The following is a 23,892-nucleotide window of genomic DNA, read 5'->3' on the forward strand; positions in this document are numbered from 1 at the left end:
ACAACACAACAGTTCATAGCAACAGCGTAGCAGCTGGCACCCAATTGACTAGCTCAAACGACCCCTATTGTGCTGGCGTGATGCCACGTTCACCCGTGTGTAAGGGCAAGACAATGCGAAAGCAGGAGCCCTCTCCTGGATGACTAACCACAGAGATTTGTCCATGGTGCTTATCGATGATGCCATATGCCAGCGATAGGCCTAATCCAGTCCCTTCGCCGACAGGTTTGGTGGTAAAGAAGGGATCAAATATCCGCGACTTCACATCGTCAGACATACCACAGCCATTATCCTGAATTTCAATCCAGACCTGCCCCTCATCAAATCCGGTACGGATCCAGATATCACCCTGTTTCTCAATTGAATGGGCTGCATTGACCAATATGTTCATCAACACCTGATTAATTTGCGATGGAACACAGCAGACCAGAGGCAGAGGCACATATTCCTTGTGCACCTGAGCCTTGTACTTCAACTCGTTCCACACCACATTCAAGGTACTGTCTATGCCGCGAATCAGATCGGCTTCGACAAATTGCGCATCATCTGCACGAGCGAAGTTTTTTAAATCCTGAATGATCTGTTTGACGCGCTCCAATCCTTCGGCAGATTCGGCCAGCAGATCGATAACATCCGCCTTGAGGTAATCAATTTCGATCTGTTTCCGATAGAGCTGTATTTTCTCCTGAATGTGTCCAGGCAGCTCATCCGCCACTTGTTCATAAAAATTAATCAGATCGACAAATGACGAAACGTAGTTGTTGAGCGTGCCCAGATTGGCATTAATGAAGCCGATAGGATTATTGATTTCATGCGCCACCCCGGCAGCCAGTTGCCCGATTGCCGCCATCTTGTCTGACTGAATCAACTGCTTATGTGTCATTTCCAGCTCTCTTGTGACTTTCTCAAGAGCCAGGTATTCCTCACGCAGTTCTTCATTGGCCCGTGTCAACTCCGCCGTGCGATTGGCGACATGAACCTCTAGCAACCGGTTATTTTCTTCAAGCTCCTTTCTTGTTTCACGCAGCCGATTGTTCTGTCGGACAACATTCAGTTGCGAGTCATACAGATCAGCATAGGTATTATGTAAACCGGAGAGCAGCTCCGGCATGGCCTCGCATGCAACCTTGACGGATTCTACAAACGCTTGCCTGGAGGAGACACCGCGCGCAATGGCCTGGATCTGATAGGCAACGGGTCGGTCAATCGTCAAGACATGGAAGCGTAACCAGAAGCTCATATAGCGCAAAAAGACGCGAATCTCATCCGTCGTCATCTTTTCCTTGTTTGCCTGGTACAGATGATGCAGGAATAGTTGATGATCCTTGGCATGCTCGATCATCACATCTGACAAGCAACCGGAAAGGAACATCTGCTCCTCTTCTTCGTTCATGTGCTCCCGCAGAACGACCGCCAGCTTGCGCAAACGCTCCTGCAGCTGCTCGGCGGTCACGCCTTCGAGCAAGGACATCGCTAATTCGCCTATCTCGCGAAATAGCACTTTATGCTGTTCATCCTGTGCAACGTTTCCCGTCGCGTATATCGGATTCCACTCCAGCCCCATAGCAGCCTCTACTTGTTATCATCCGAGGGATCTAGAAGCAAAGCGCCGTCATCGGACCATCTGACGCGAGTGATCCCCGGCTCCAGGGCTTCCAGGCGACGTCGTTCCTGCTCCTGGGGGCTATCTTGTTTCATCTTCAACCGGCACATATCAGCCAATCGCTGGTTATCGAGCAATAACTCCCGATGCCGTAATGCCTGTGCAATAGAGCTGACGAGTTCGTAATCGCTCCAGGGCTTGGGAATAAATTTATAGATTTGTGCCTGATTAATTGCCGCCATCAACGCATCCAGATCGGCGTAACCGGAAATAATCATGCGCATGGCCTGCGGCTGCAACTCCAGGGCTGCAGACAACAATTCAACACCGGATAACCCCGGCATTCGATAATCGGAGAGCACCAGTGACACGGCATGAAGCCGAAGATACTCAAGCGCTTCGTGCGCATCGCTGAAGGTCAACAATTTGATGTTATAGGTACAGCCATCAAAGGTGCAGGGAGCGCGGCTGAGCAACCGCGTGATCGCCTTCAGCATCAGGGGTTCATCATCAACTATTAACACAGTCTCCATAGCAACTCCTATTCCTATGGCTGCAGAATATAGATCGTCAGATTTTTGCCTTCGGTGCGTTCAAAATGCCGCAAGTGCTCAATGAGCGCATTGTCTAGTTGACGTCCCCGCGTCAGCAGCAGGAACTTGCCAAGGCTGTACAGATCGCGAGACAGCACCATTCCGGGTTTCAGTTGCGTACTATGGAGCGCTTTTTCATGAATTTTGCGCGTGACGCTGTCAATGACATCCGGTAACAGGCTGACCAGTCCGGGGTCATAGCGTTTGCCGGCATTTTCCCGGATAAACAATTCTGCCTGCTCGGCTGAGAGCGCATGCGGCAAAATAAGCCCCATCTGAAGCTCGTCGTAATCGACAGCAATCGCCAGAATCCTCGCTCCCAGCGCGATGGCCTCGCCGTGTGATCGATGGGGAAAGCCTGTTCCGTCATAATTTTCGTGTTGATGACGAATCAAGAGTCCAGCCCGCGTCAATTCCTCTATCGGTAGCAGCACCATCTGACCCAGTGCCGGATGCTCGATGAATTCGTTGAGCTCGGCGCGATTCATCGACAGCATGGCCTTGGTGTTGAGGCTCTCGGGCAGGGCCAACTTGCCGATATCATGCAATCGTGCGGCAAACGCTATGTCCTCGATAAGCTCCGGTGTCAAACCTGAGGCCGAAGCCAGCCGCTCTGCAATCGAGCATACCCGCTGACTATGACCTCCCCAGTCACTGAAGCGCATATCCAGAACATTGGCCAAGACCTGAACTGTGTTGCGAAAGGACGTTTTCACCTCTTGCTGGGTGATCTCCAAAAAACTGACTAACTGTTCCAGTTCAGCCGTGCGTTGTGCGACTTTGTCCTCGAGTTGGTGATTGGCTTCAACTAGCTGCAGATTCTGTGCCGCAGTGACCTGAAGTAACCTGGCATTTTCTCGCTTCAAGGCGCGCTTTTCCAAGCCCTGCTGGACAATGCTCAGCAGTTCGTTGTCGTCCCAGGGTTTGGCTATATAGCGATAGATATGGCCAAGATTGATAGCCGCAATGGTCTGCCCCAGGTCGGCATGTCCAGTCAACAACAGGCTAACGGTTTCTGGCCAGCCATGGTGAATATGTGACAATAAGGTCGCGCCATCCATGTGTGGCATCCGCATGTCAGAGATAACGAGATCGACTTCGTTATTACGCAAGATATCGAGCGCATCCTGGCCACTGGTCGCCATCAGGATCCGGTAATGTAACGGGTGGAGGAGCCGCATGATCGCTTTGAGCACATTCACCTCATCATCCACGATCAAGATAGTGGCGGCAGTCGCCTCATTCATATTGCACTCCCGAACTCAGACCATATTTCCATGCTTGAAAACTTCGTGTTCGTAGCGACTAAATGCATCATGAATCGCCAGTTTTAACTCCTGTTCATCCCATGGCTTGGCAATAAAGCGCATTATTTCTCCGGCGTTAATCGCATCGGACAGGGATACGAGATCGGCATAGCCACTTAACATGATGCGAGAAACCTGAGGATAGCGTTGCTTGACTTCACGCAGCAGTGTCAGACCACTAACCCCCGGCATCCGGTTATCACAGACCATGACACCCACAGCGTGATGCGCCAGATAGTGCCAGGCCTGTTCGGCGTCGGAGGCAAGCAATAGCTGATAACCGGCGCCATGAAGTGTTCGCTTGAGAGCATTGAGAATGGGCTTTTCGTCATCAACCAGCAGCAAATAGCGCGGTTCGGCATGCTTGGCCACAGGTAGCGCCGCATTTTTCAGGTGATCCAACCGCGCAAGCACCTCATCAACCGGCAACGGATGAGCCAGGAGATAGCCCTGCACTTCATCGCATTTCATCAGGGTAAGATATTCAAGCTGTTCCTGCGTCTCGACACCTTCGGCAATGACGCGGTACCCCATGGCGTGCCCAAGGGCAATAATTGAGCGGACAATGACAGCATCGGCATTGTCTCGGACGATATCGTGCACAAAGCTCTGATCGATCTTCAGGCTATCAATCGGAAACTGTTTCATATAGCCGAGGCTGGAATAGCCGGTACCAAAGTCATCAATCGCGATGGACACGCCGAGCTGCTTCAACTCATGGAGTGTTTGTGTCGCACTGTTGATATCTTTGATCAGGCACGTTTCAGTCAACTCCAGTTCAAGGTAGCCGGCCGGTACCTGGTACTGTTCGAGAACTCGTCTGATATCGTCGACCAAATTGGCATGCTGGAAATGAATGGCCGAGATATTGACTGATATTTTTAGCATCTCTCCTTGCGCTAGCCAGGTCTGCAACTGGGCACATGCCAGTTTTAATATCTGATGCGTCAGCGAGATGATGAGACCACTGGATTCAGCCAGAGGAATAAACACCTTGGGTTCTACCACCAGCTCCGGTGTCCGTTGCCAGCGAACCAAGGCCTCAAGACCGACCGTCTCGCCGGTACGAAGAGCTATTTGTGGTTGATAGACCAGGAAAAAGGCATTCTCTTCAATGCCGCGTTTTAGATCATTGAGCAAGGTCGAATCGTGCTCAAGAAAGCTCAGCAACGCCGGGGTATATCTGCAAATCTGCTCTGGAGGATTCTCTTTACACCACTTGGCAGCCAAATCGGCGTTGCGCAGCAGGGTCTCGGCCTCGGTGGCATCTTGCGGGAAACAGCTGTAGCCGACGACCGCCGGGCAGCAAATCTCGATGTCATCCAGCAGAACGGGTTGTTCCAACGCCGTGACCAGGCGTTGCGCAACCAGTAATGCGGCGGGTTGCGGCTCTGATTGAGCAAGAATAACACCATAGTGACTGGCAGAGATCCGTGAACAAAAACCGCCTTGTGCCACCACCTGCTCCATTCTGTTCAGCTGTTCTGATACCAGTCGGCTACATATCGAATGGCCGACTTGTTCCGCCAACAGGCGATACGCAGGCAACTCTATGTGCAACAGGGCGACCGAGTGCCCTTGCTGCTGCGCCATTGCCAAATCCAGCGTTAGCTTTTCCTCAAACAGAATACGATTAAGATCCGACAAGGAATCTGTCTGCGCCAACTGCAAAATGCAGGCCTCCAATTTCCTGCTGGAGGAGAGATCCGTCAGTGTGCCTGCATAGAGGGTCATGGCCTCATCGTCACGGCCTATATTTCCAGCCGGTTGCAGCTGCAACCAGACGCGCAAGTGAGTGCCATCTTTTCCGAAACCGACCAGTTCTCCTTCCCACCCTTGCCACTGACGAACAAACTGGCGGAATCGGCTAAAACAGTCGCCATGCGTCAACCGCGGCAACAGCATTTGTACCGACTTGCCCAGCAGGTCGTGTCGTTGGTAACCGGTTAGCTGGCAAAGCGCAGCGTTAACAAAACGGAGGGTGCCATTGCTGTCGCATATAAACATGCCCTGACTGGCAATCTCACTCAATCGAAGAAACAACCCGGAGCAGAGGTCGTCCGGCAATTGGAGGGGTATATCAGCTGGCGGCGTTACTTTTGCGCCACTCGCGCCAGGGCGACCGATCTTGCCCATGGCGGCCATCGTCCATACCTTGGCGCTGTAATGCAGAGCCCCCCATTCATGCAGACGGGCAAGCAACTCGTTAAGCGGAGACAGAATACAGAGCAAACCATCAAAGTAAGGCTCAAGCTGTCCTGCTTCGCGGTTGTCCTGCTGCAGCAATAACAAGGGGGGGGAGTCTGGTGCCAAACGCCGACGAAATAGATCGAGCCAGTGTTGCTGTTCTGCAGCGGATGCCTCGTCAAACAGCAACATATCAACACTGCCGACGACATCGGGATCCTGGATGTTTACCTCTGACAATTCAAAATCGCGGGCCAGCAGTTGCAAGCACCACTGGCGAAGCCGTGGATGTTGTAACATCAGGCCTATCCTGAGTTTTTCCATGCCAGCTTACCGGTGGGCACCACATGTCTTGTATATAGTTCAGTCCCGAATGAAATCCAATGCGGCGCCTCACACTCCGTTGAGTACGCAAGGGGGCAGGCGTGAATTTGTGGTCATCGCCGCACCAGTGCCCCATGCTGACACAGTCAGTTACCATACCGACACACTTTAGCCAAACCTTGTTTATACGCTCTAAAGCAAAGGGAAAGTGAGGAGCAACCCACGATGCGCTACCTGGTTTTTACTCTCACCCTGGTCTGTATTAGCTGGCTTATCTCCTTGCCCGTTGATGCCCTGGAGCAAGGTTTTTTCTTCTGGCGTAATCAGGGCATTCAGCTCAGTGGCGTGCTGGCGATCGTCCTGCTCTCGGCACTCCTGTGGCTGGCCACTCGCCCGCGTTGGCTGGAGCAGCGCCTGGGTGGCCTCGATCATCTGTATCAATTGCACAAATGGAGTGGCATCAGTTGTGCCCTGTTGGTCACCCTGCACTGGGTGCTGACCAAGGCGCCGCGCTGGTTGATCGATCTGGGCTGGCTAGCGGCCACAGGACGGCGGCCACACGGTGCCAATCCGTGGGCATCGCTGGCTCGGGATCTGGGCGAATGGGCGTTCTATGGCATGCTGCTGCTCATCGTCATCAGTCTGATCCGAGCCCTGCCCTACGGTCGTTTTCGCCTGATCCACAAGCTGGGCGCTGTGCTGGCGCTGATGGCACAGGTGCACAGCCTGTACCTGCTGGCGCCCGCGCTGCGCTGGACCCCCTTTGGCTGGGTGACTCAGGTGCTGATCCTGCTGGGCCTCGTCGCCACGGCCTACAGCCTCAGCGGCCAGATTGGCCGGCGGCAGCGTTTTGACGGCGAACTTCTCGCGCTGACTGTGCACAGCAACGCTACCCTCAGCCTGACGGTGCGTGTCGATCGGCGCTTTGGTCGCGACTATCGCCCCGGGCAATTTGCATTGTTGACGTTACACCCTGCAGAAGGAGCTCATCCGTTCACCATTGTCCACTTCGATGCCGCAAGCGGGCAGGTACAGTTCGCGATCAAGCCATTGGGTGATTACACCCGCAGCCTGGCGCAACGGCTACGTGTCGGCATGCGGTGTCAACTGGAGGGCCCGTATGGCGGTTTCACGCTGCCGGAGGCCAGCAATAGCGAGCAGTACTGGATCGCCGGCGGCATTGGCATCACGCCGTTTATTGCCTGGCTGGATTCCCTGGCACAGCGCGGTGAACGGCGCAGCCAGACCCGGTTGATCTACTGCGTCGAACGACAACAGGATCGACTGTTTGAAGCGCAATTGCAGGCGTTGTGCCTGCGAACCGGTGTACAGCTTCAAATCGTGCAACGCGATCAAGACGGGCTGCTCGATGCCAGCCAGCTGTCCAGCCGCCATCCCGGCGCCTGCTGGTTCTGCGGCCCCGCGGGGATGCGGGCCATGCTGGCACACTGGTTTTCACCCCGGCAGTTGCACTATGAGCACTTTGACTTCCGCTAAAACGGACGACTGACCGGCTGGCTCAGCCCAGGGCCAGCCAGAGGCCCACCATCGCCATCAAGGCCCCTGCCACCCGATTGAGTCTCTGCACATTGCCTTCACCGGCCAAAAAGCGACTTAACGTCCGTCCTCCGCCGGCATAAAGCAGCAGACAGGCAAATTCGATGCAGAGGATCAATGCCACTAGCGTAATGATTTGCGGCGCCAATGGCCGACTGGCCTGGATAAACGGTGGCAGTAGCGAGACCATGAAGGCCCAACCCTTGGGATTGGCAATCGCCGTGATGAAACCTTGCAACGCCAGTGCCAGAGCCCCCTGTTCAGGGCGCGCATCCGACTCCGCGGATAGCGCCAGCTTGCCGCGCGAGCGCCACATCTGCAAACCCAGCCACAACAGATAACCACCACCGACATACTTAAAAACACTGAACAGCAAGGGCGTATGCAGCATCACCGCCGCTACACCCACCACAGAGAGCACAGATACCAGCCCCACACCGAGCAATTCGCCCCACATCATGTGCAAGGCGCGGCGAACACCCAAGCTCATGCCCAGCGTCATCGCCAATGTCATGCACATGCCCGGTGTCACCGAAACAAAGAAAAATGTCGGTATAAACAGCGCCAAAATGGCGGGATCAATCCACAACATCGTTACGTCCTGTACCGGATCACCAGCGCTCATGATGCCAACTGGATCACATTCGGGCAATGCGCAACTGGCGGCTGCCGAGACCATTTTTACGCTTTTTTTATCTGGACGCGGCGCCTTTTTACCTCGCTTTTGCCTGCCATTTCATACCCTAGCCATGCCATTACCAAGCAACCCCGGCTAACGATAAGGAAATGATGATGACGATATGGTGGCTATTGGGCCTCTTAGGCATAGCAGCCCTGCTGGCCTATTTGTTGTATGCCTTGATGAATGCGGAGACTTTCTGATGACACCCTTATCCGTACTGCTGTTACTGAGCTATCTGCTGGTACTGCTACTGTGTGCCATACCGTTGAGCCGGCTGCTGGCTGCACTGATCGACGGTGATCTGCCTCGGCCGTTACTCAAACTCGAAACCCTGCTGCTCGGACCAAACTGTGCCGAAGGCGAGATGACCTGGCGCGGTTATGCGGCTGTCATCATGATGGTCAATCTGGTGGGGGGGCTCTTGCTATTTGCCATCCTCCTGGGACAGGCATACCTGCCCTGGAATCCTCAGCAGCTCCCCGGTCTGCCCGTCGATCTGGCGTTCAACACCGCCATCAGCTTCATGACCAATACCAACTGGCAGGCGTATGTCGGCGAGGCAACCGTGAGTTATTTCAGCCAGATGGCGGGACTGACGGTACAGAACTTTCTCTCCGCCGCAACGGGGGGCGCCGTCGCCGTGGCCCTGATCCGTGGTCTGATTCGGCATGATGTGCAGCAGCTAGGAAATGCCTGGCGCGATCTGCTCCGGCTCACCCTCTATCTCCTGCTTCCACTGAGCCTGCTGCTGATGCTGTTTTTCGTACAGCAAGGAACCTTGCAAAACCTGTTGCCCTATTTGAGGCTGACCACACTGGAGGGTCATACCCAGACGCTGGCGATGGGACCGGTGGCATCGCAAGAGGCGATCAAGATGCTGGGCACCAATGGTGGCGGCTTCTTCAATGCCAACTCGGCGCACCCGTTCGAGAACCCGACCGCAGCGACAAACTTCGTGCAGATGCTGGCGATCTTCGTCATTCCGACCGCGCTGGTGCTGGCCTTTGGTCGCCTGTGCGGCGATCGTCGTCAAGGCTGGGCCCTGCTGGCCGCCATGACACTGATGTTCGTGCTTGCGGTCGGACTGGTCACCCACTATGAGCAACAGGGCACACCGCAGCTTCACCAGCTCGGACTGGACCTGACAGCGACGGATCTGCAGCCGGGTGGCAACATGGAGGGCAAAGAGAGTCGCTTTGGCATTGCGGCATCCAGCCTGTTTGCGGTCATCACCACCGCCGCCTCCTGCGGTGCTGTCAACAGCATGCATGACTCGCTGACCCCCTTGGGTGGCATGGTTCCGATGTTGCTGATGCAACTGGGAGAAGTGGTGTTTGGCGGCGTCGGCGCCGGCTTCTACGGCATCATGCTGTTTGTCATGCTGACGGTATTCATCGCCGGTCTGATGATTGGCCGCACACCCGAATATCTGGGTAAGAAGATTGAAAGCCGCGACATGAAACTGGTTGCCCTGGCGGTATTGATCCCCTCGTCGCTGGTATTGATTGGCACCGCCATCGCCCTGATGGTGCCCGCCGGTCGCAGCGGCATCTTCAATCCGGGCCCCCACGGCTTCAGTGAAGTGCTGTATGCCCTGAGCTCTGCGGTCAACAACAACGGCAGTGCCTTTGCCGGGCTTGGTGCCAATAGTCCGTTCTATAACGTGCTGCTCGGCATCGCCATGCTGGCAGGCCGCTTTGGTGTCATCCTGCCGGTGTTGGCGTTGGCTGGCTCGCTGGTGAGCAAGAAGCGGCAAAGCGCCGGCGACGGCACCCTGCCGACACACGGCCTGTTGTTTATCGTCCTGCTCAGTGGTGCTGTATTGCTGGTGGGCGCCCTGACCTTCATCCCCGCATTGGCGCTGGGCCCGATCGTTGAACACGTGATGACGTTGGGCCACTGAGGAGTATTAGCATGCGTCGTAAACCATTCTCGCTGTTTGATCCCGTACTGTTTCGTCAGGCCGTATACCAGGCCTTCGTCAAGCTGGATCCCCGTGCCCAGTGGCGTAACCCTGTGATGTTTGTTGTCTGGCTTGGCAGCCTGTTGACTACGATTGTCTGCCTGGTTCAAGCTATGACAGCAGCACCACAAAGCAACGATCCACTGTGGTTCACCGCCAGCATAGCGCTTTGGTTGTGGTTCACCGTGTTGTTTGCCAACTTCGCCGAAGCCTTGGCCGAGGGGCGCAGCAAGGCACAGGCAGCCAGCCTGCGCGGGCTGCAACAGACGGTATGGGCACGCAAGCTCACGCTCGCCAAGTACGGCGCGCCGGCACAACGCATCAATGCCGATCAGCTGCGCAAAGGCGATCTGGTGCAGGTCGAGGCCGGTGACACCATTCCCTGTGATGGCGAGGTGGTTGAAGGGGTCGCCTCGGTTGATGAAAGTGCCATTACCGGCGAATCTGCGCCCGTGATCCGCGAAGCGGGCGGCGACTTCAGCTCGGTCACGGGGGGTACGCGCATCCTCTCCGACTGGCTGGTGATCCGTGCCACTGTCAATCCCGGCGAAACCTTCCTGGACCGCATGATAGCCATGGTGGAAGGGGCACAACGCCGCAAAACGCCGAACGAGATCGCACTGACGATCCTGTTGATCGCACTGACGCTGATCTTCGTGCTGGCAACGGCCACCCTGCTGCCATTCTCGCAGTTTGCCGTGTTGAGCAATCATGCCGGGACCCTGGTGTCATTGACCATACTGGTGGCGCTGCTGGTCTGCCTGATCCCGACCACCATAGGGGGCCTGCTGTCGGCTATCGGCGTAGCTGGCATGAGCCGCATGCTGGCGGCGAATGTCATCGCCACCTCGGGGCGTGCCGTTGAGGCCGCCGGGGATGTCGATGTACTGTTGCTGGACAAAACCGGGACCATAACCCTCGGCAACCGCCAGGCCAGCCGCTTTCTGCCGGTGGCCGGTGTCAGCGAACAACAGCTGGCCGATGCCGCCCAGCTGGCGTCCCTGGCCGACGAGACCCCCGAGGGACGCAGCATAGTGGTGCTGGCCAAGCTGCGCTTCAATCTGCGCGAACGCGACATTCACGCCCTCGGCGCGACCTTTGTCCCCTTCTCGGCTCAGAGCCGCATGAGTGGAGTCAATCTTGATGGTCGCCTGATCCGCAAAGGGGCCGCCGATGCCATCCGGCGCCATGTCGAGGCCAATGGCGGCGAATATCCGCGTCGCGCCCAGACACTGGTGGAACAGGTGGCCCGCGAAGGCGGCACGCCGCTGGTGGTCAGCGAAGGGAGCCGGGTACTGGGTGTGATAGCCCTGTCGGACATCGTCAAGGGCGGTATCAAGGAGCGCTTCGTGGAGTTGCGCCGCATGGGAATCAAGACGGTGATGGTCACCGGTGACAACCGTCTGACGGCAGCGGCTATCGCTGCCGAAGCGGGTGTCGATGACTTCCTCGCCGAAGCAACCCCGGAGACCAAGCTGGCGTTGATTCGCCAGTACCAGGGCGAAGGCCGCCTGGTGGCCATGACCGGCGATGGCACCAACGACGCACCGGCACTGGCCCAGGCCGATGTCGCCGTGGCGATGAACAGTGGCACCCAGGCGGCCAAGGAGGCTGGCAACATGGTGGATCTGGACTCCAATCCCACCAAGCTGATCGAAGTGGTCCACATCGGCAAGCAGATGCTGATGACCCGCGGTTCACTGACCACCTTCAGCATTGCCAACGACGTCGCCAAGTACTTTGCCATCATTCCAGCCGCCTTCGCCGCCACCTACCCGCAGCTTAACGCCTTGAACCTGATGCAACTGTCGAGCCCGCAATCGGCGATTCTGTCAGCGGTCATCTTCAACGCGCTGATCATCATAGCGCTGATCCCGCTGGCACTGCGCGGCGTGCACTACCGGCCGCTGCGCGCCGACAAGCTGCTGGGGCGCAACCTGCTGATCTACGGCGGTGGCGGCCTGATCATTCCCTTCATCGGCATCAAGATCATCGACGTGCTGCTGACCGCCTGCGGTCTGGTTTAAGGAGACATCATGTTCATTCTGTTGAAAAACGCCTTGCGACTGACGCTGTTGTTGAGTCTGATCACCGGTCTGGCCTATCCCCTGTTATCAACCTGGCTGGCGCAGACACTGTTTCCAGCCCAGGCCAACGGCAGCCTGCTGACACGCGATGGTCACAGCGTCGGCTCGGCGCTCATCGGCCAACCCTTTGCGCGGCAAGATTATTTCTGGAGTCGTCCTTCGGCAGTCGGCTATAGTGCGCTCGCTTCCGGTGGCAGCAACCTGGGACCGCTCAATCCGCAACTGACACAGAATATCGAGGCGCAACTGCAAACGTGGCCACAGCAGCCTGCTAGCTTGCGCGTACCGGTCGATCTGGTCACGACGTCGGCCAGTGGATTGGATCCCCACCTGAGCCCGGCCGCCGTGCTGTTTCAGGTGCCTCGCGTTGCGGCCGCCCGGCATCTGGCGCCAGATCAGCTCAATGACCTGATCCGGGCCGCAATTGAGCGTCCTGCCCTCGGCTTCCTCGGTAGCCCTGTGGTAAACGTATTGCAGTTGAATATGGCGCTCGACCGGCTAGACGCCACCCCAGCCCCGACGGAGACACCATGACCTACGACGACGAACGCCGCCCGGATCCGGACACGCTGCTGGCCCAGACCCGATTGCGAGGCAAACTGAAGATCTTCTTCGGTGCCAATGCCGGAGTCGGCAAGACCTACGCCATGCTGCAGGAGGCGCAGCGTCTGCGGGCACAGGGGCTGGATGTGCTGGTCGGTATCGTCGAAACCCATGGCCGCAGCGAAACAGCTGCGTTGCTGGATGGCCTCACCGTGCAGCCCATGCGTCATCACTTCTATCGCGGACGCCGATTGGCGGAGTTCGATCTGGATGGCGTGCTCGCACGCCACCCGGCCGTGGTACTGGTGGATGAACTGGCCCACAGCAACGTCACCGGTTCGCGCCACCCCAAACGCTGGCAGGATGTGGAGGAGCTGCTGGATGCGGGTATGGATGTCTTCACAACCATCAATGTCCAGCATCTGGAGAGCCTGAACGACATCGTCGGCGGCATCACCGGCATCCGGGTGCGAGAGACGGTGCCCGATCGGCTGTTTGATGCGGCCGATGAAATCATCCTCGTCGATCTGCCACCGGACGATCTGCGCCAACGCCTTAAGGAGGGCAAGGTCTATCTGGCCGGGCAGGCGGAACGAGCCATCGAGCACTTCTTCCGCAAAGGCAACTTGATGGCGCTGCGCGAACTGGCGCTGCGCCGTACCGCCGAGCGCGTGGACGATCAGATGCGCGCCTACCGGCATGGGGCCGATATCGAGCGGGTCTGGCATACCCATGATGCACTGCTGGTCTGTCTCGGACCGCAGGATGGCAGCGACAAGGTCGTGCGCACCGCGGCACGGCTGGCGGCGCGACTCGGCAGTCCCTGGCATGCCGTCTATGTCGAGACACCACGCCTGCACCGGCTGCCGGAACAGCAACGGCGCAACATACTGCAAACCCTGAAGCTGGCTGAAGATCTTGGTGCCACCACGGCCACACTGGCCGCCCAGGAGGAGGCTCAGGCCATCCTCGATTACGCCCGTGAGCACAACCTGGGCAAGATCATCATTGGCCGGCGCCGACGCGACCGCTTCAGCTGGCGCGGCCGCCGCTTTGTCGATCGTCTGGGTGAGTTGGGGCCGGATCTGGATTTATTGGTAGTGGCCGTGGACACCCCGGCTACCCCGCAGCAGGAGCGAACGCTGCCGCCGGATCTGCGCAGCTTTGCCGAGCGCTGGCAGGTGCAGATCCGTGGCTGTCTGGCGACCCTTGGGCTGGGCGCCCTGCTGACACTGTTTGCCAGCCTGCTGATGCCGTATCTGGATCCGGTCAACCTGGTGATGATCTTCCTCCTGGGCGTGGTGCTGATCGCGCTGCGCTATGGACGGGGACCGGCGATCCTGGCCGCCATCTGTTATGTCGGCCTGTTCGACTTCTTCTTCATCGACCCGCACCTGTCGTTTGCCGTCAGTGACATGCAGTACCTGCTAACGTTCTCGGTGATGTTGGCCGTGGGTCTGCTGATCGGCCAGCTGACGGCCGGTGTACGCTATCAGGCACGCATCGCCCACTACCGCGAGCAACGCTCGCGACAACTGTTCGAACTGGCCAAGGCGTTGAGCGGAGCGGTCAGCCGCAACGAGATTGCCGGCATCAGCGGCGAATTCATCAGCCGTAGCTTTCATGCCCGCAGCCAGTTGCTACTGCCCGAGGCCGACGGCGAACTGCAACCGGCCTGTCAGCATGCGGATGCCTGCGCGGTGGATCAGGACGTCGCCAAATGGTGTCTGGATCATGCCAGTGCCGCCGGGCTCGCTACCGATACCCTGCCCGCCTTGCCTCAACGGCTGATACCACTGACGACCGCCACCCGGCACTTCGGTGTGCTGGCCGTTGAACCGCGTCATCAGCGATTGTTGATGATCCCTGAACAGTTGCGGCTGCTGGATCTCTATACCGTATTGATCGCCATTGCGCTGGAGCGTCATGCTCTGGCCCAGGCCGCTGAGCGTCAGCAATTGCAAATCGAGTCAGAACGGCTGCGTAACTCGCTGTTGGCGGCACTCTCCCATGACTTGCGTACACCGCTGACCGTGCTGTTTGGCCAGGCAGAGATCCTGACCTTGGAACTGGGGCTGGAGCAGTCACCCCATGCGCTACAGGCCTCGGCCATGCGCCAGCAAGTGCTTAATACCACCCGCCTGGTCAACAACCTGCTGGATATGGCCCGCCTGCAATCCGGCGGTCTGGCGCTACGCCGCGAATGGCAATCGCTGCCCGAGCTGTTGGGCAGCGCATTGCGCGAACTGGAGATCCCGCTACAAGGCTGCGTTACTCGCCACGACATCCCCGCCTCATTTCCGCTGTTGTATGCCGATGGCGCCATGCTCGAGCGCGTACTGGTCAACCTGCTGGAAAATGCGGCCAAATATGCCGGTCCCCACGCCAGCATCACGCTGACGGCGCGCCATCTGGAAAACCAGCTCGAAATGTGTGTGCTGGATAATGGGCCTGGTCTGCCACCGGGGCAGGAACAGGCCATCTTCGACAAATTTTCCCGTGGTAACCGCGAGTCGGTGATCCCCGGTGTCGGCTTGGGACTGGCCATCTGTCGGGCTATCATTGAAGCCCATGGTGGTCAGATCAGCGGCAGCAATCGCCCCGAAGGCGGCGCCCGCTTTTGCTTTACCCTGCCTTATCAGGCCCCCCCGCCACTGTGGGATGACGTTGTGGAGGAGATGTGACAACCGCTACCCTGTTGATTGTTGAGGATGAAGACGCCATTCGGCGTTATGTGCGCAGCGCGCTGGAAGCCGAGGGCTTTCGCGTCTACGAAGCCGATGGACAACAGCGAGGCCTGCTCGAGGCGGCGACGCGCAAGCCAGACATGCTGGTGCTGGATCTGGGCTTGCCGGATGGCGATGGCGTCACGCTGATCCGCGAATTGCGCCAATGGTCGGCCATGCCGATCCTGGTGCTCTCGGCGCGCAGTGACGAGACCGACAAGATCGCGGCACTGGATGCCGGTGCCGATGATTATCTGATCAAGCCGTTCGGTATCGGTGAACTGCTGGCGCGGATCCGCGCGGCACTGCGCCGCACTCAGGCAGGCGGACCAACCGCCGGCGATGCACAACTGCACTTTGGCGACATTCGTGTCGACCGGGCACTACGCCGCATCTGGCGGCATGAGGAAGAGCTGCATTTAACCCCTATCGAATACCGCCTGCTCAACGAACTGCTGGCCAATCCAGACAAGGTGTTGACCCAGCGCCACTTGCTGCTGGCCGTGTGGGGGCCCAATGCGGTTGAGCACAACCATTATCTGCGCATCTATATGGGCCATCTGCGCCAGAAGCTTGAAGCCGATCCGGCACGGCCGCGCCATCTGCTGACCGAAGCGGGCATCGGTTACCGTTTTGTCATCTGATAGCGCAAGTACTGTCATGTCATTGACACAGGAACCGCGCATCATGCCCGCGTTAACCCTGAAACTTCATTTGCCTTCCCCGCCTGCGCGGGGATTTTTTTATGCGGCACCGCCGGTAGGTGACAACTGGCTTGACCTTGCCATGATGTCAAGGTTCACACTGCGATCATCATCTGTCACCACCTGAGGAGCACATCATGTATCAACTGCAGGTTTCCGGCATGCATTGTGGCCATTGTATCAGCGCCATCACCCAGGGCGTCGCCCGGCTCGATCCGCTGGCCCAGGTCAAGATTGATCTGCCCAATGGCCAAGTCCGCATCCAAAGTCAGCTACCGCTGCAACAATTGAGCACCTTGATCACCGATCTGGGCTTCGAGGTGATCAGCCAGGCCGAGGTGTGAGCATGGCCAACAACCTTGAACTCCAATTGCCGATCCAGGGCATGAGCTGCGCCAGCTGCGTCAGCCGTCTGGAACGGCTGCTGGCACGCCAGCCTGGGGTGGTGCAGGTCTCCGTCAACCTGGCAAGCGAACAGGCCCAACTGCAACTGACCCCCGGAACCACCCTGCGCGCACTGATCAGTGCCGTCGAACAGGCCGGTTTTCAGGTTCCGACCCAAACATGGCAGCTTGATATTGGCGGCATGAGCTGCGCCGGTTGTGCCAGCCGCATCGAGCGCCTGCTGGCAAAACAGAGCAGTGTCATTGACGCCAGCGTCAATCTGGCAACCGAGCAGGCGCACATCACGGCGCTTGCTACCCTGCCGGCGACACAGCTGACCCACCTGATCGAGCAGGCCGGTTTTCAGGCCAGGCTGCAGGCTCAATCCCCGGCGCCACACGCTGGGGACTCACCGTCCTTCTGGCCCTGGCTAATCGGGGTGACGCTGACCCTGCCGCTGCTGCTCCCCATGCTGCTGGCCCCCTTCGGTATTGATTGGACATTACCGGTTGCGCTGCAGTTTTTGCTGGCGACGCCGGTGCAGTTCTGGCTCGGCGCCCGTTTCTACCGTGCCGGTTGGCTTGCGCTGCGCGCCGGCGGCGGCAACATGGATCTGCTGGTTGCCATTGGAACTTCGGCCGCGTATGGCCTCTCCGTGTATCTGGCTGTCACCGCCGGCCAGCACCATGCCAGCCCGCACCTCTATTTTGAAACCTCGGCGGTAGTCATCACGCTGGTTCGGCTGGGCAAATGGCTCGAGGCCCGCGCCCGCCAGCAGACCAGCAGTGCCATTCGCGCATTGCAGGCGTTGCAACCTGAGGTTGCCTGCGTCATGCGCGCTGGCCGTGAGCAGACATTACCCCTCAGCGCCCTGGTCATCGGCGACCGGGTACGGGTTCGCGCCGGCGAGCGGATCCCGGTAGATGGTGTGGTTGTAGAGGGGATCAGCGAGGTGGATGAGTCGCTGCTGACCGGCGAAAGCCTGCCCGTCACCAAGCAAGGGGGCGATAGGGTTACCGGGGGCGCCATTAATCAGCATGGCACCCTGATTATCGAGACACAGGCATTGGGTGCCGAGAGCCGTCTGGCACGGATTGTGCGCCTGGTTCAGGCAGCACAAGGCGCCAAGGCGCCAGTACAACGGCTTGCCGATCGCGTCAGCGCCCTGTTCGTGCCCGTGGTGCTGGTGATTGCTGCCGGCACCCTGCTGGGATGGGGAGTGACCAGTCACGACTGGCAAAGCGCGGTACTGCATGCCGTCGCCGTGCTGGTCATCGCCTGCCCTTGTGCGCTGGGTCTGGCCACGCCAGCGGCCATCATGGTTGGCACCGGTCTGGCCGCGCGCCATGGCATTCTGATCAAGGACGCCGAGGCGCTGGAGCTGGCCCAAGGCATTACGCTGGTGGCGTTCGACAAAACCGGAACGCTGACACTGGGGCAACCGACAGTGCAACAGATCAGCGCGCAGGGTACAGATTCCGCGGCCGTACTGGCACTGGCGGCGGCGTTACAGCGCGGCAGCCAGCACCCGCTGGCCAAGGCCATCTTGCACGCCGCAGGGTCCGACCTTGCGCCGGCAAGTGACGTGCAGACCCTGCCTGGGCTGGGGGTTTCCGGGTGGATCGCGGGGCACTGCTATTTGCTGGGCAGCCGCCGGCTGATGACCGAAGCCGGCATTGACTGCAGCCCCTTGGCCGCGGCCGAGGCCCAGGCGCAGCAACAGGGTTACAGCGTCGCCTGGCTGGCGGTAAAAGGCAGCACCAGGGTACTGGGCATGCTGAGTTTTGGCGATGCGCTCCGCCCGCAAGCGGCCGCAGCGATTGCGACACTGCATCGGATGGGCGTTCGCTGCCTGATGCTCAGTGGTGACAACCAGGCGGCGGCCGACCACATCGGCCAGCAGTTAGGCCTGGATCGGGTCATGGCAGAGATCTTGCCGGAACAAAAGGCCGCTGTCATCGGCGAACTGCGACAAGGGGGCGAGCGTGTTGCCATGGTGGGTGATGGCATCAACGATGCGCCCGCCCTCGCCGCTGCCGATGTCGGCATCGCCATGGGACAAGGCACCGACGTCGCCATGCAGGCAGCGGCCATCACGCTGATGCGCAGCGATCCGGTGATGGTCGCGCAGGCGATCTCGCTATCGCGCGCCACCTGGCGCAAGATTCGCCAGAACCTGTTCTGGGCACTGATCTTCAACGCGCTCGGCATTCCGCTCGCGGCACTGGGCTGGCTCAGTCCGATGCTGGCCGGTGCCGCCATGGCCTTCTCCAGTGTCAGTGTGATCGTGAACGCACTCTGGCTGCGACGCTGGCAGCCGTGAAAACGTTACATACGTTAGCCAGCTCTTGTTCTCGCGTTTTAACAACTGGTCAGGCTTGTCGGCAGGTAGGGAACACTGGCTAAGATGGGTCTCACTGCATGACAAGGAAGTCAGGGTAATGCTGTCAACATCCCACAACGGGCAGCTCAATCGCTACCTGGAACAGGCGCTGCAACCGCAGTTACAGGCCCATGGATTCCAGTTGCAGGGTCGCCTGTTTCGACGCCATACCCCCCTCGTCATCCAGGTGGTCGAAGCCAGGCTACTTCGGGATGACAGTCGGCAAGATGCTCAGTTCACCCTGGAAGTCGGCCTCTGTTTTCCATCCTTGCTGGCCGCGCTGGCCCGACTGGACGCCTTCGCTCACCTGGCACGCCATGTGGTCAAGCCCACCATCCAGTCCTGCGCCCTGCGCCGTCGACTAGGCGAGTTTGACACGCCCGCCCGCGACAGCTGGTGGCCGCTGGCCGAGGTCCCCGCGGCGCAGAACCACGCCCTATTGACCTTGCTGGTCGACCAGGCCCTGCCCTGGCTGGAAAGTGCCGGCACCTTGCAGGCGCTGGCGCAGGGGCAATACCTGGATGATGGCCTGACCGCGCGGCTAATGCAGGCCCTGGCCTGCCTGCAGCTCGGCCAGGATAACCGCGCGCTGGAGACCTGCCTCAATCATGCCGATGGTCGCTATCCGGACAATTTGGGCATGGCCCGCCGCTGGGCAGCCGAGCTCTATAACCAGTTGGCGGCCGCGTTGCAGCCGCCCCCACCTTGTCCCGTGTAATTGCCACCTGTTTGGAGTTGAGAATGCAGTTTCGCTTCAACCGGCAGAGCGCCGTTATTGCCTTCGGCTTGCTCATGGTAGAAATCGCCATCGCCTTGTGGGTCCATGACAGTGTGGTGCGCCCGTTCATCGGTGACGTGCTGGTGATAGGATTGCTCTACTTTTTGCTCCGCAGTGTGGTCTGTGTGCGCCATCGTACCCTGGTGTACGGCATCTGGTTGTTCGCGATTGCCATCGAGGTGGCACAGGGACTGGGCCTGGTGTCGCATCTTGGGCTGAACGATTCCCGACTCGCGCGCATTGTGCTGGGTACGACCTTCGATCCGCTGGACATGCTGGCCTACACGCTCGGCGCCGCCCTGTTGCTGCTTTGGCGTCGCTAGGCAACACGCTGTGCTGCTGCCGGACTATCCGGTTGTAATTGATATAAATCATGTTTATTGACAGGATATCCCGGTGGTTTGTAGCATAACCGCTGGTTCATCACACAGGAGTTACCGGTCAACCCGGCGCTATGGCCCAATCCGAGCCTCGACCTTGTTTTAACGCCCATCTCGGCGGCACGGCTTATCGTGACCCACACCGTCGTTCTACTGTCAGCATGACGCCCCTTTTCTCCCGTCCTGATCCTTGGTCAACCGTGACGGCCTCACGCCGCAGCGCGGTATGGTCGCTGTCAGACCGCTGGCAATTTACCTGCGGAGGTACGACATGGAGTATCTGATACTGTTTGGTCTGGTGCTGCTCAATGGCGTATTCGCCATGTCGGAGATCGCTCTGGTCACCGCGCGCAAAGGCCGCCTTGCCAAACTGGCCGCCGATGGCGATCAAGGCGCTCAGGTGGCACTGCAGTTGGCAGAAGATCCCACCCGTTTTCTGTCGGCGATCCAGATTGGCATTACCTCCATCGGCCTGTTAAACGGCATCGTCGGCGAATCTGTGCTCGCCAAACCGCTGGCCGAATGGCTGACCACGCTAGGCCTGCCTGCGGCAACGGCCGGCATCACGGCCACTGCGCTGGTTGTCGTGGTGGTCACATATGTGTCGATCGTCGTCGGCGAGCTGGTCCCCAAGCGTATCGGCCAGTTGAGTCCGGAGACCATCGCCCGTCTGGTGGCCCGTCCGATGCACTTATTGGCGCTGGTGACGCGACCGTTCGTTCTGCTGCTTTCTCTGTCGACCCATGGCTTGATCCGCGTGCTGGGGATCCGCACGGCCCAGCAGGCCAACTATGCCGAAGAGGAGATCCATGCCCTGCTGGAAGAGGGCTCGGAATCCGGCAGTATCGAGCAACAGCAGCACGACATGGTGCGCAACGTCTTTCGCCTCGATGACCGTCAACTCGGCTCCTTGATGATACCGCGCTCCGAAGTGGTCTACCTCGATGTCCAGGCTACGACCGCAGAGAACCTGCAACGGCTGATAGAATGTGAACACAGCCGGGTGCCGGTCTGCGAAGGGTCGCTGGAGCGGGTGATCGGTGTCATGCATGCACGGCAGGCGCTCGGCGCGCTGGTCCGTGGCGAGACCATCGATTTTCGTCACAACCTGCAACCCTGCCTGTATGTTCCTGAAACGCTGACCGGTCTGGAACTGTTACAGCAATTTCGTGGCAACCAGATGCAGATGGCATTTGTCATTGACGAATATGGCGAAATAGAAGGTCTGGTAACGCTGCAGGATGTGCTCGAGGCGGTCACTGGCGAGTTCACACCTCATGATGCGGCCGATGCCAGTGCGCTGCAACGCGAAGATGGCTCCTGGTTGCTGGATGGCGCGATTCCGATTCCGGAGCTCAAGGATTGTTTGCAATTACGGCAAACCCCAGAAGAGGACAAGGGCCGCTACCATACGCTCAGTGGCATGCTGTTACTGCTATTTGGCCGCATCCCGCGCACTGGCGACAGCGTCGACTGGCAGCAGTGGCGCTTCGAGATCATCGACATGGATGACAAGCGCATCGACAAGGTGCTTGCCTCCCTCAAAGCCGACATCGATTCCCCCTAACCCGCAGCTGGCCAGCGGCCAGCTTGTTCTGAATACGGAGTCGCCATGACTAGCTCCTCTTTCCCGCTCGCGTTTCGGCCTGCCACTGAGCAGGATATCGACTGGTTGCTCACGTTACGCCAGCGTTGCATGGGCGAGCATTTCGCCGCTCAGGGCTTGCAGCCCAGTCAGCAAGAGCACCTGGATCGCATTCGCCTGCGACTGGATTGTGGCCGCGTGCTACTGCAGGACAGAGAGCCGATCGGCCTGTTCAAGCTGGTCACCGACACCTCTGTCTGGGAACTGATACAGCTGCAGATAGCCCCGGAATACCAGGGCGGCGGTCTGGGTTCGCAACTGCTGGCCTGGACCCTGGCCGAGGCGGATCGTGCCGGTCGCAGTGTCCGGTTGAGCGTCTTCAAGCGCAATCCGGCGGTTCGCCTCTATCGTCGCCATGGCTTCAAGATCGACAGCCAAACGCCACACACCCTGGAGATGATCCGCCGTCCCGTTTAGCCGGCGAGCAGGCGGGCCTTTTCCAGCAGAAAATCCACCAGGACCCGTACCCGGCAGGCCTTTTGCGTGTCCTTGAGATAGTACAGATACAGCGGTGCCACCTGCCGCCAGGCTGGCACCATCACTGGCACCAGCTCGCCACGCCGCAGCTCGTCATCGACCGCCAGAGCCAGCAGATGGCCGATACCCAATCCCTGTCTGACCGCATCCAACAGCGCATCGGTGTCGTCCACGATCAGCGCCGCAGGCAGATCTTGCGCTTGCACTATGCCCTCCCACTGCAACAACAGCGGTGCCAGTTGGCGAGAGGTCTGGAAACGATACTGCACCTGACGATGCCGACTCAGCTCTTGCGGTGTGGTCGGCATACCATGCTGCGCCAGGTAATCGGGCGTGGCAAACAGCGCATCGAGCAAGGGCTCCGTCAACGGCCTGGCAATCACATCGTCATCCAGCAGATCGCCAAACCGGATCCCGACATCAATGCCCTCGCTGAGCAGATCCTGGGTGCCATCGTTGACGCGGATCTCGAGCAGGATCTGCGGATAACGCTGACAAAACTCGGCATAGACCGGCTGCAATAACCAGCGGTAGACAAAGCGCGGCACCGTGATCGTGACATGGCCGCTGGGTGTACCTCCCAGCGCCTGAACCTCATCGAAGGCCTGTTGCAGCGCCCCCAGTGCCGGTTGTGCCTGCGCCAGCAGCCGCTCACCGGCTGCGGTTAACTCCTGACGGCGTGTCGTGCGCAACAACAACGGCAATCCCAGCTGCTGTTCCAGTTGACGCAATGACAGGCTGACCGCCGCCGGTGTCATCTGCAGGCGTTGCGCCGCCGCTGTCAGGCTGCCCGCCCGCACTATCATCAGAAAAATTTGCACTTGCTGAACGTTGACACCACTGAGCATGAATACTCCATTATTAAATCTGACTTAATAATATTTTCAGAATTAGCCTGCTATTTCGATGTAATCAAGTCACCTACACTGCCCGTCATGCCCTTAACTGGTATCAGGAGCCCCCCCATGACAGACATTCTCATTATTTCAGGCCACCCGGATCTGGCCCACTCGCACACCAATCGCTTGATCCTCGAACGGTTGGAGCAGCGCTTCGATAGCCTCACCGTCCATCGCCTCGACCAGCGCTATCCGGATTACCGTATCGATGTCGCCACCGAGCAGGCCGCCCTGCTGGCAGCCCAGGTGATCGTGCTGCAATTTCCACTGTACTGGTATTCGGTGCCGGCGCTGCTGAAAAAATGGCTGGATGAGGTGTTTTCCTTCAACTTTGCCTACGGCCCGCAGGGCGACAAACTCAAGGGCAAGGCGCTGCAGTTGTCATTTACCGTCGGTGGCCCGGCCGAAGCCTACAGCCCGCTGGGCTATAACCACTTTCCGATCCCGCAGCTGCTGCATCCTCTGGAGCAGACCGCCTATCTGGCTGGACTGCGCTGGCAGCCCCCGGTTTACCAACATGGCATGGTCTACATTCCGGGTGTCTACAATACCCTCGACACGGTAACAGCGCGCGCGGAGCAGCAGGCCCAACAGCTGATTGCTCGTCTTGAACAGCTGGTCAGCGCATAAAAAAACCCGCCGGAAGGCGGGTAAAAGCGAGAGAACAACG

Annotated in this window: 20 protein-coding genes; 14 read left to right on the forward strand and 6 right to left on the reverse strand. The window is 58.8% G+C overall.

Annotated features, from left to right (window positions below):
* Positions 1-64 precede the first annotated feature (64 nt).
* The 4 genes from ACFOSS_RS11775 to ACFOSS_RS11790 form a co-directional block, all read right to left on the reverse strand.
* On the reverse strand, positions 65-1,471 hold the full coding sequence (locus tag ACFOSS_RS11775) for an ATP-binding protein (protein ID WP_377152713.1): 1,407 nt from the start codon (positions 1,469-1,471) through the stop codon (positions 65-67).
* A gap of 101 nt (positions 1,472-1,572) precedes the next feature.
* Positions 1,573-2,136: a response regulator gene (locus tag ACFOSS_RS11780; RefSeq protein ID WP_377152715.1), complete on the reverse strand. Its 564-nt coding sequence runs from the start codon at positions 2,134-2,136 to the stop codon at positions 1,573-1,575.
* 14 nt (positions 2,137-2,150) lie between these two features.
* Complete coding sequence (locus ACFOSS_RS11785) at positions 2,151-3,443, reverse strand: HD domain-containing phosphohydrolase (protein WP_377152717.1); 1,293 nt, start codon at positions 3,441-3,443, stop codon at positions 2,151-2,153.
* A gap of 15 nt (positions 3,444-3,458) precedes the next feature.
* Positions 3,459-5,990 (reverse strand): EAL domain-containing protein, encoded by a 2,532-nt coding sequence (locus ACFOSS_RS11790; RefSeq protein ID WP_377152719.1) that lies wholly within the window; start codon positions 5,988-5,990, stop codon positions 3,459-3,461.
* A gap of 249 nt (positions 5,991-6,239) precedes the next feature.
* Here ACFOSS_RS11790 and ACFOSS_RS11795 point away from each other — a divergent pair, with 249 nt between their 5' ends.
* On the forward strand, positions 6,240-7,511 hold the full coding sequence (locus ACFOSS_RS11795; RefSeq protein WP_377152721.1) for a ferredoxin reductase family protein: 1,272 nt from the start codon (positions 6,240-6,242) through the stop codon (positions 7,509-7,511).
* A 22-nt stretch (positions 7,512-7,533) separates the two neighbouring features.
* On the opposite strand, the gene ACFOSS_RS11800 is transcribed toward ACFOSS_RS11795, so the two are convergent.
* On the reverse strand, positions 7,534-8,163 hold the full coding sequence (locus ACFOSS_RS11800) for a LysE family translocator (protein ID WP_377152723.1): 630 nt from the start codon (positions 8,161-8,163) through the stop codon (positions 7,534-7,536).
* Positions 8,164-8,363: 200 nt separating this feature from the next.
* Between ACFOSS_RS11800 and kdpF the strand changes: the two genes are divergently transcribed.
* The 12 genes from kdpF (at position 8,364) to ACFOSS_RS11860 (ending at position 22,263) form a co-directional block, all read left to right on the forward strand.
* Entirely contained in the window at positions 8,364-8,453 is a 90-nt protein-coding gene (kdpF, locus tag ACFOSS_RS11805; protein ID WP_377152725.1) for a K(+)-transporting ATPase subunit F, read from the forward strand.
* Positions 8,453-10,156 (forward strand): potassium-transporting ATPase subunit KdpA, encoded by a 1,704-nt coding sequence (gene kdpA / locus ACFOSS_RS11810; protein ID WP_377152727.1) that lies wholly within the window; start codon positions 8,453-8,455, stop codon positions 10,154-10,156. Before kdpF ends, kdpA begins: the two co-directional genes overlap by 1 nt.
* 11 nt (positions 10,157-10,167) lie before the next feature.
* The gene (gene kdpB / locus ACFOSS_RS11815) at positions 10,168-12,243 is read left to right on the forward strand and encodes a potassium-transporting ATPase subunit KdpB (RefSeq protein ID WP_377152729.1); all 2,076 of its coding nucleotides are present in this window, start codon (positions 10,168-10,170) and stop codon (positions 12,241-12,243) included.
* A gap of 9 nt (positions 12,244-12,252) precedes the next feature.
* Entirely contained in the window at positions 12,253-12,837 is a 585-nt protein-coding gene (kdpC, locus tag ACFOSS_RS11820; protein WP_377152731.1) for a potassium-transporting ATPase subunit KdpC, read from the forward strand.
* The gene (gene kdpD / locus ACFOSS_RS11825; protein WP_377152733.1) at positions 12,834-15,530 is read left to right on the forward strand and encodes a two-component system sensor histidine kinase KdpD; all 2,697 of its coding nucleotides are present in this window, start codon (positions 12,834-12,836) and stop codon (positions 15,528-15,530) included. The genes kdpC and kdpD overlap by 4 nt, the downstream gene beginning before the upstream one ends.
* Positions 15,527-16,216 carry a two-component system response regulator KdpE gene (gene kdpE / locus ACFOSS_RS11830; RefSeq protein ID WP_377152735.1) on the forward strand — a complete coding sequence of 230 codons (690 nt, stop codon included), beginning with the start codon at positions 15,527-15,529 and terminating at the stop codon, positions 16,214-16,216. The genes kdpD and kdpE overlap by 4 nt, the downstream gene beginning before the upstream one ends.
* 197 nt (positions 16,217-16,413) lie before the next feature.
* Positions 16,414-16,620, forward strand: a complete 207-nt coding sequence (locus ACFOSS_RS11835; protein ID WP_377152737.1) for a heavy-metal-associated domain-containing protein — start codon at positions 16,414-16,416, stop codon at positions 16,618-16,620.
* A 2-nt stretch (positions 16,621-16,622) separates the two neighbouring features.
* Positions 16,623-18,983 (forward strand): heavy metal translocating P-type ATPase, encoded by a 2,361-nt coding sequence (locus ACFOSS_RS11840; protein ID WP_377152739.1) that lies wholly within the window; start codon positions 16,623-16,625, stop codon positions 18,981-18,983.
* 118 nt (positions 18,984-19,101) lie between these two features.
* Positions 19,102-19,761, forward strand: a complete 660-nt coding sequence (locus tag ACFOSS_RS11845) for a DUF4304 domain-containing protein (RefSeq protein WP_377152741.1) — start codon at positions 19,102-19,104, stop codon at positions 19,759-19,761.
* A gap of 23 nt (positions 19,762-19,784) precedes the next feature.
* A complete protein-coding gene (locus tag ACFOSS_RS11850; RefSeq protein ID WP_377152743.1) occupies positions 19,785-20,144 on the forward strand; it encodes a ribosomal maturation YjgA family protein in 360 nt (119 codons plus the stop codon).
* Positions 20,145-20,472: 328 nt separating this feature from the next.
* Positions 20,473-21,768 carry a hemolysin family protein gene (locus ACFOSS_RS11855; protein ID WP_377152745.1) on the forward strand — a complete coding sequence of 432 codons (1,296 nt, stop codon included), beginning with the start codon at positions 20,473-20,475 and terminating at the stop codon, positions 21,766-21,768.
* A 45-nt stretch (positions 21,769-21,813) separates the two neighbouring features.
* Positions 21,814-22,263: a GNAT family N-acetyltransferase gene (locus ACFOSS_RS11860; RefSeq protein WP_377152747.1), complete on the forward strand. Its 450-nt coding sequence runs from the start codon at positions 21,814-21,816 to the stop codon at positions 22,261-22,263.
* Here the strand turns inward: ACFOSS_RS11860 and ACFOSS_RS11865 are convergent.
* Complete coding sequence (locus tag ACFOSS_RS11865; protein WP_377152749.1) at positions 22,260-23,171, reverse strand: LysR family transcriptional regulator; 912 nt, start codon at positions 23,169-23,171, stop codon at positions 22,260-22,262. The genes ACFOSS_RS11860 and ACFOSS_RS11865 overlap by 4 nt on opposite strands.
* A 117-nt stretch (positions 23,172-23,288) precedes the next feature.
* On the opposite strand from ACFOSS_RS11865, the gene ACFOSS_RS11870 reads away from it, so the two are divergent.
* Positions 23,289-23,852 carry an NAD(P)H-dependent oxidoreductase gene (locus ACFOSS_RS11870; protein ID WP_377152751.1) on the forward strand — a complete coding sequence of 188 codons (564 nt, stop codon included), beginning with the start codon at positions 23,289-23,291 and terminating at the stop codon, positions 23,850-23,852.
* Positions 23,853-23,892 lie beyond the last annotated feature (40 nt).

It is taken from the genome of Pseudaeromonas sharmana, assembly GCF_042649925.1.
Lineage (GTDB): Bacteria > Pseudomonadota > Gammaproteobacteria > Enterobacterales > Aeromonadaceae > Pseudaeromonas > Pseudaeromonas sharmana.

Bases quoted from the DNA above. Each gene is read 5' to 3' on its own strand.
- ACFOSS_RS11860 (WP_377152747.1), top strand. From the start codon at position 21,814: ATGACTAGCTCCTCTTTCCCGCTCGCGTTTCGGCCTGCCACTGAGCAG.
- kdpD (WP_377152733.1), top strand. From the start codon at position 12,834: ATGACCTACGACGACGAACGCCGCCCGGATCCGGACACGCTGCTGGCC.
- ACFOSS_RS11800 (WP_377152723.1), bottom strand. From the start codon at position 8,163: ATGTTGTGGATTGATCCCGCCATTTTGGCGCTGTTTATACCGACATTT.
- ACFOSS_RS11835 (WP_377152737.1), top strand. From the start codon at position 16,414: ATGTATCAACTGCAGGTTTCCGGCATGCATTGTGGCCATTGTATCAGC.
- ACFOSS_RS11780 (WP_377152715.1), bottom strand. From the start codon at position 2,136: ATGGAGACTGTGTTAATAGTTGATGATGAACCCCTGATGCTGAAGGCG.
- ACFOSS_RS11795 (WP_377152721.1), top strand. From the start codon at position 6,240: ATGCGCTACCTGGTTTTTACTCTCACCCTGGTCTGTATTAGCTGGCTT.
- ACFOSS_RS11840 (WP_377152739.1), top strand. From the start codon at position 16,623: ATGGCCAACAACCTTGAACTCCAATTGCCGATCCAGGGCATGAGCTGC.
- ACFOSS_RS11865 (WP_377152749.1), bottom strand. From the start codon at position 23,171: ATGCTCAGTGGTGTCAACGTTCAGCAAGTGCAAATTTTTCTGATGATA.
- ACFOSS_RS11845 (WP_377152741.1), top strand. From the start codon at position 19,102: ATGCTGTCAACATCCCACAACGGGCAGCTCAATCGCTACCTGGAACAG.
- kdpB (WP_377152729.1), top strand. From the start codon at position 10,168: ATGCGTCGTAAACCATTCTCGCTGTTTGATCCCGTACTGTTTCGTCAG.
- kdpF (WP_377152725.1), top strand. From the start codon at position 8,364: ATGACGATATGGTGGCTATTGGGCCTCTTAGGCATAGCAGCCCTGCTG.
- ACFOSS_RS11775 (WP_377152713.1), bottom strand. From the start codon at position 1,471: ATGTCCTTGCTCGAAGGCGTGACCGCCGAGCAGCTGCAGGAGCGTTTG.
- ACFOSS_RS11790 (WP_377152719.1), bottom strand. From the start codon at position 5,990: ATGTTACAACATCCACGGCTTCGCCAGTGGTGCTTGCAACTGCTGGCC.
- ACFOSS_RS11855 (WP_377152745.1), top strand. From the start codon at position 20,473: ATGGAGTATCTGATACTGTTTGGTCTGGTGCTGCTCAATGGCGTATTC.
- ACFOSS_RS11785 (WP_377152717.1), bottom strand. From the start codon at position 3,443: ATGAATGAGGCGACTGCCGCCACTATCTTGATCGTGGATGATGAGGTG.
- kdpA (WP_377152727.1), top strand. From the start codon at position 8,453: ATGACACCCTTATCCGTACTGCTGTTACTGAGCTATCTGCTGGTACTG.
- ACFOSS_RS11870 (WP_377152751.1), top strand. From the start codon at position 23,289: ATGACAGACATTCTCATTATTTCAGGCCACCCGGATCTGGCCCACTCG.
- kdpC (WP_377152731.1), top strand. From the start codon at position 12,253: ATGTTCATTCTGTTGAAAAACGCCTTGCGACTGACGCTGTTGTTGAGT.
- ACFOSS_RS11850 (WP_377152743.1), top strand. From the start codon at position 19,785: ATGCAGTTTCGCTTCAACCGGCAGAGCGCCGTTATTGCCTTCGGCTTG.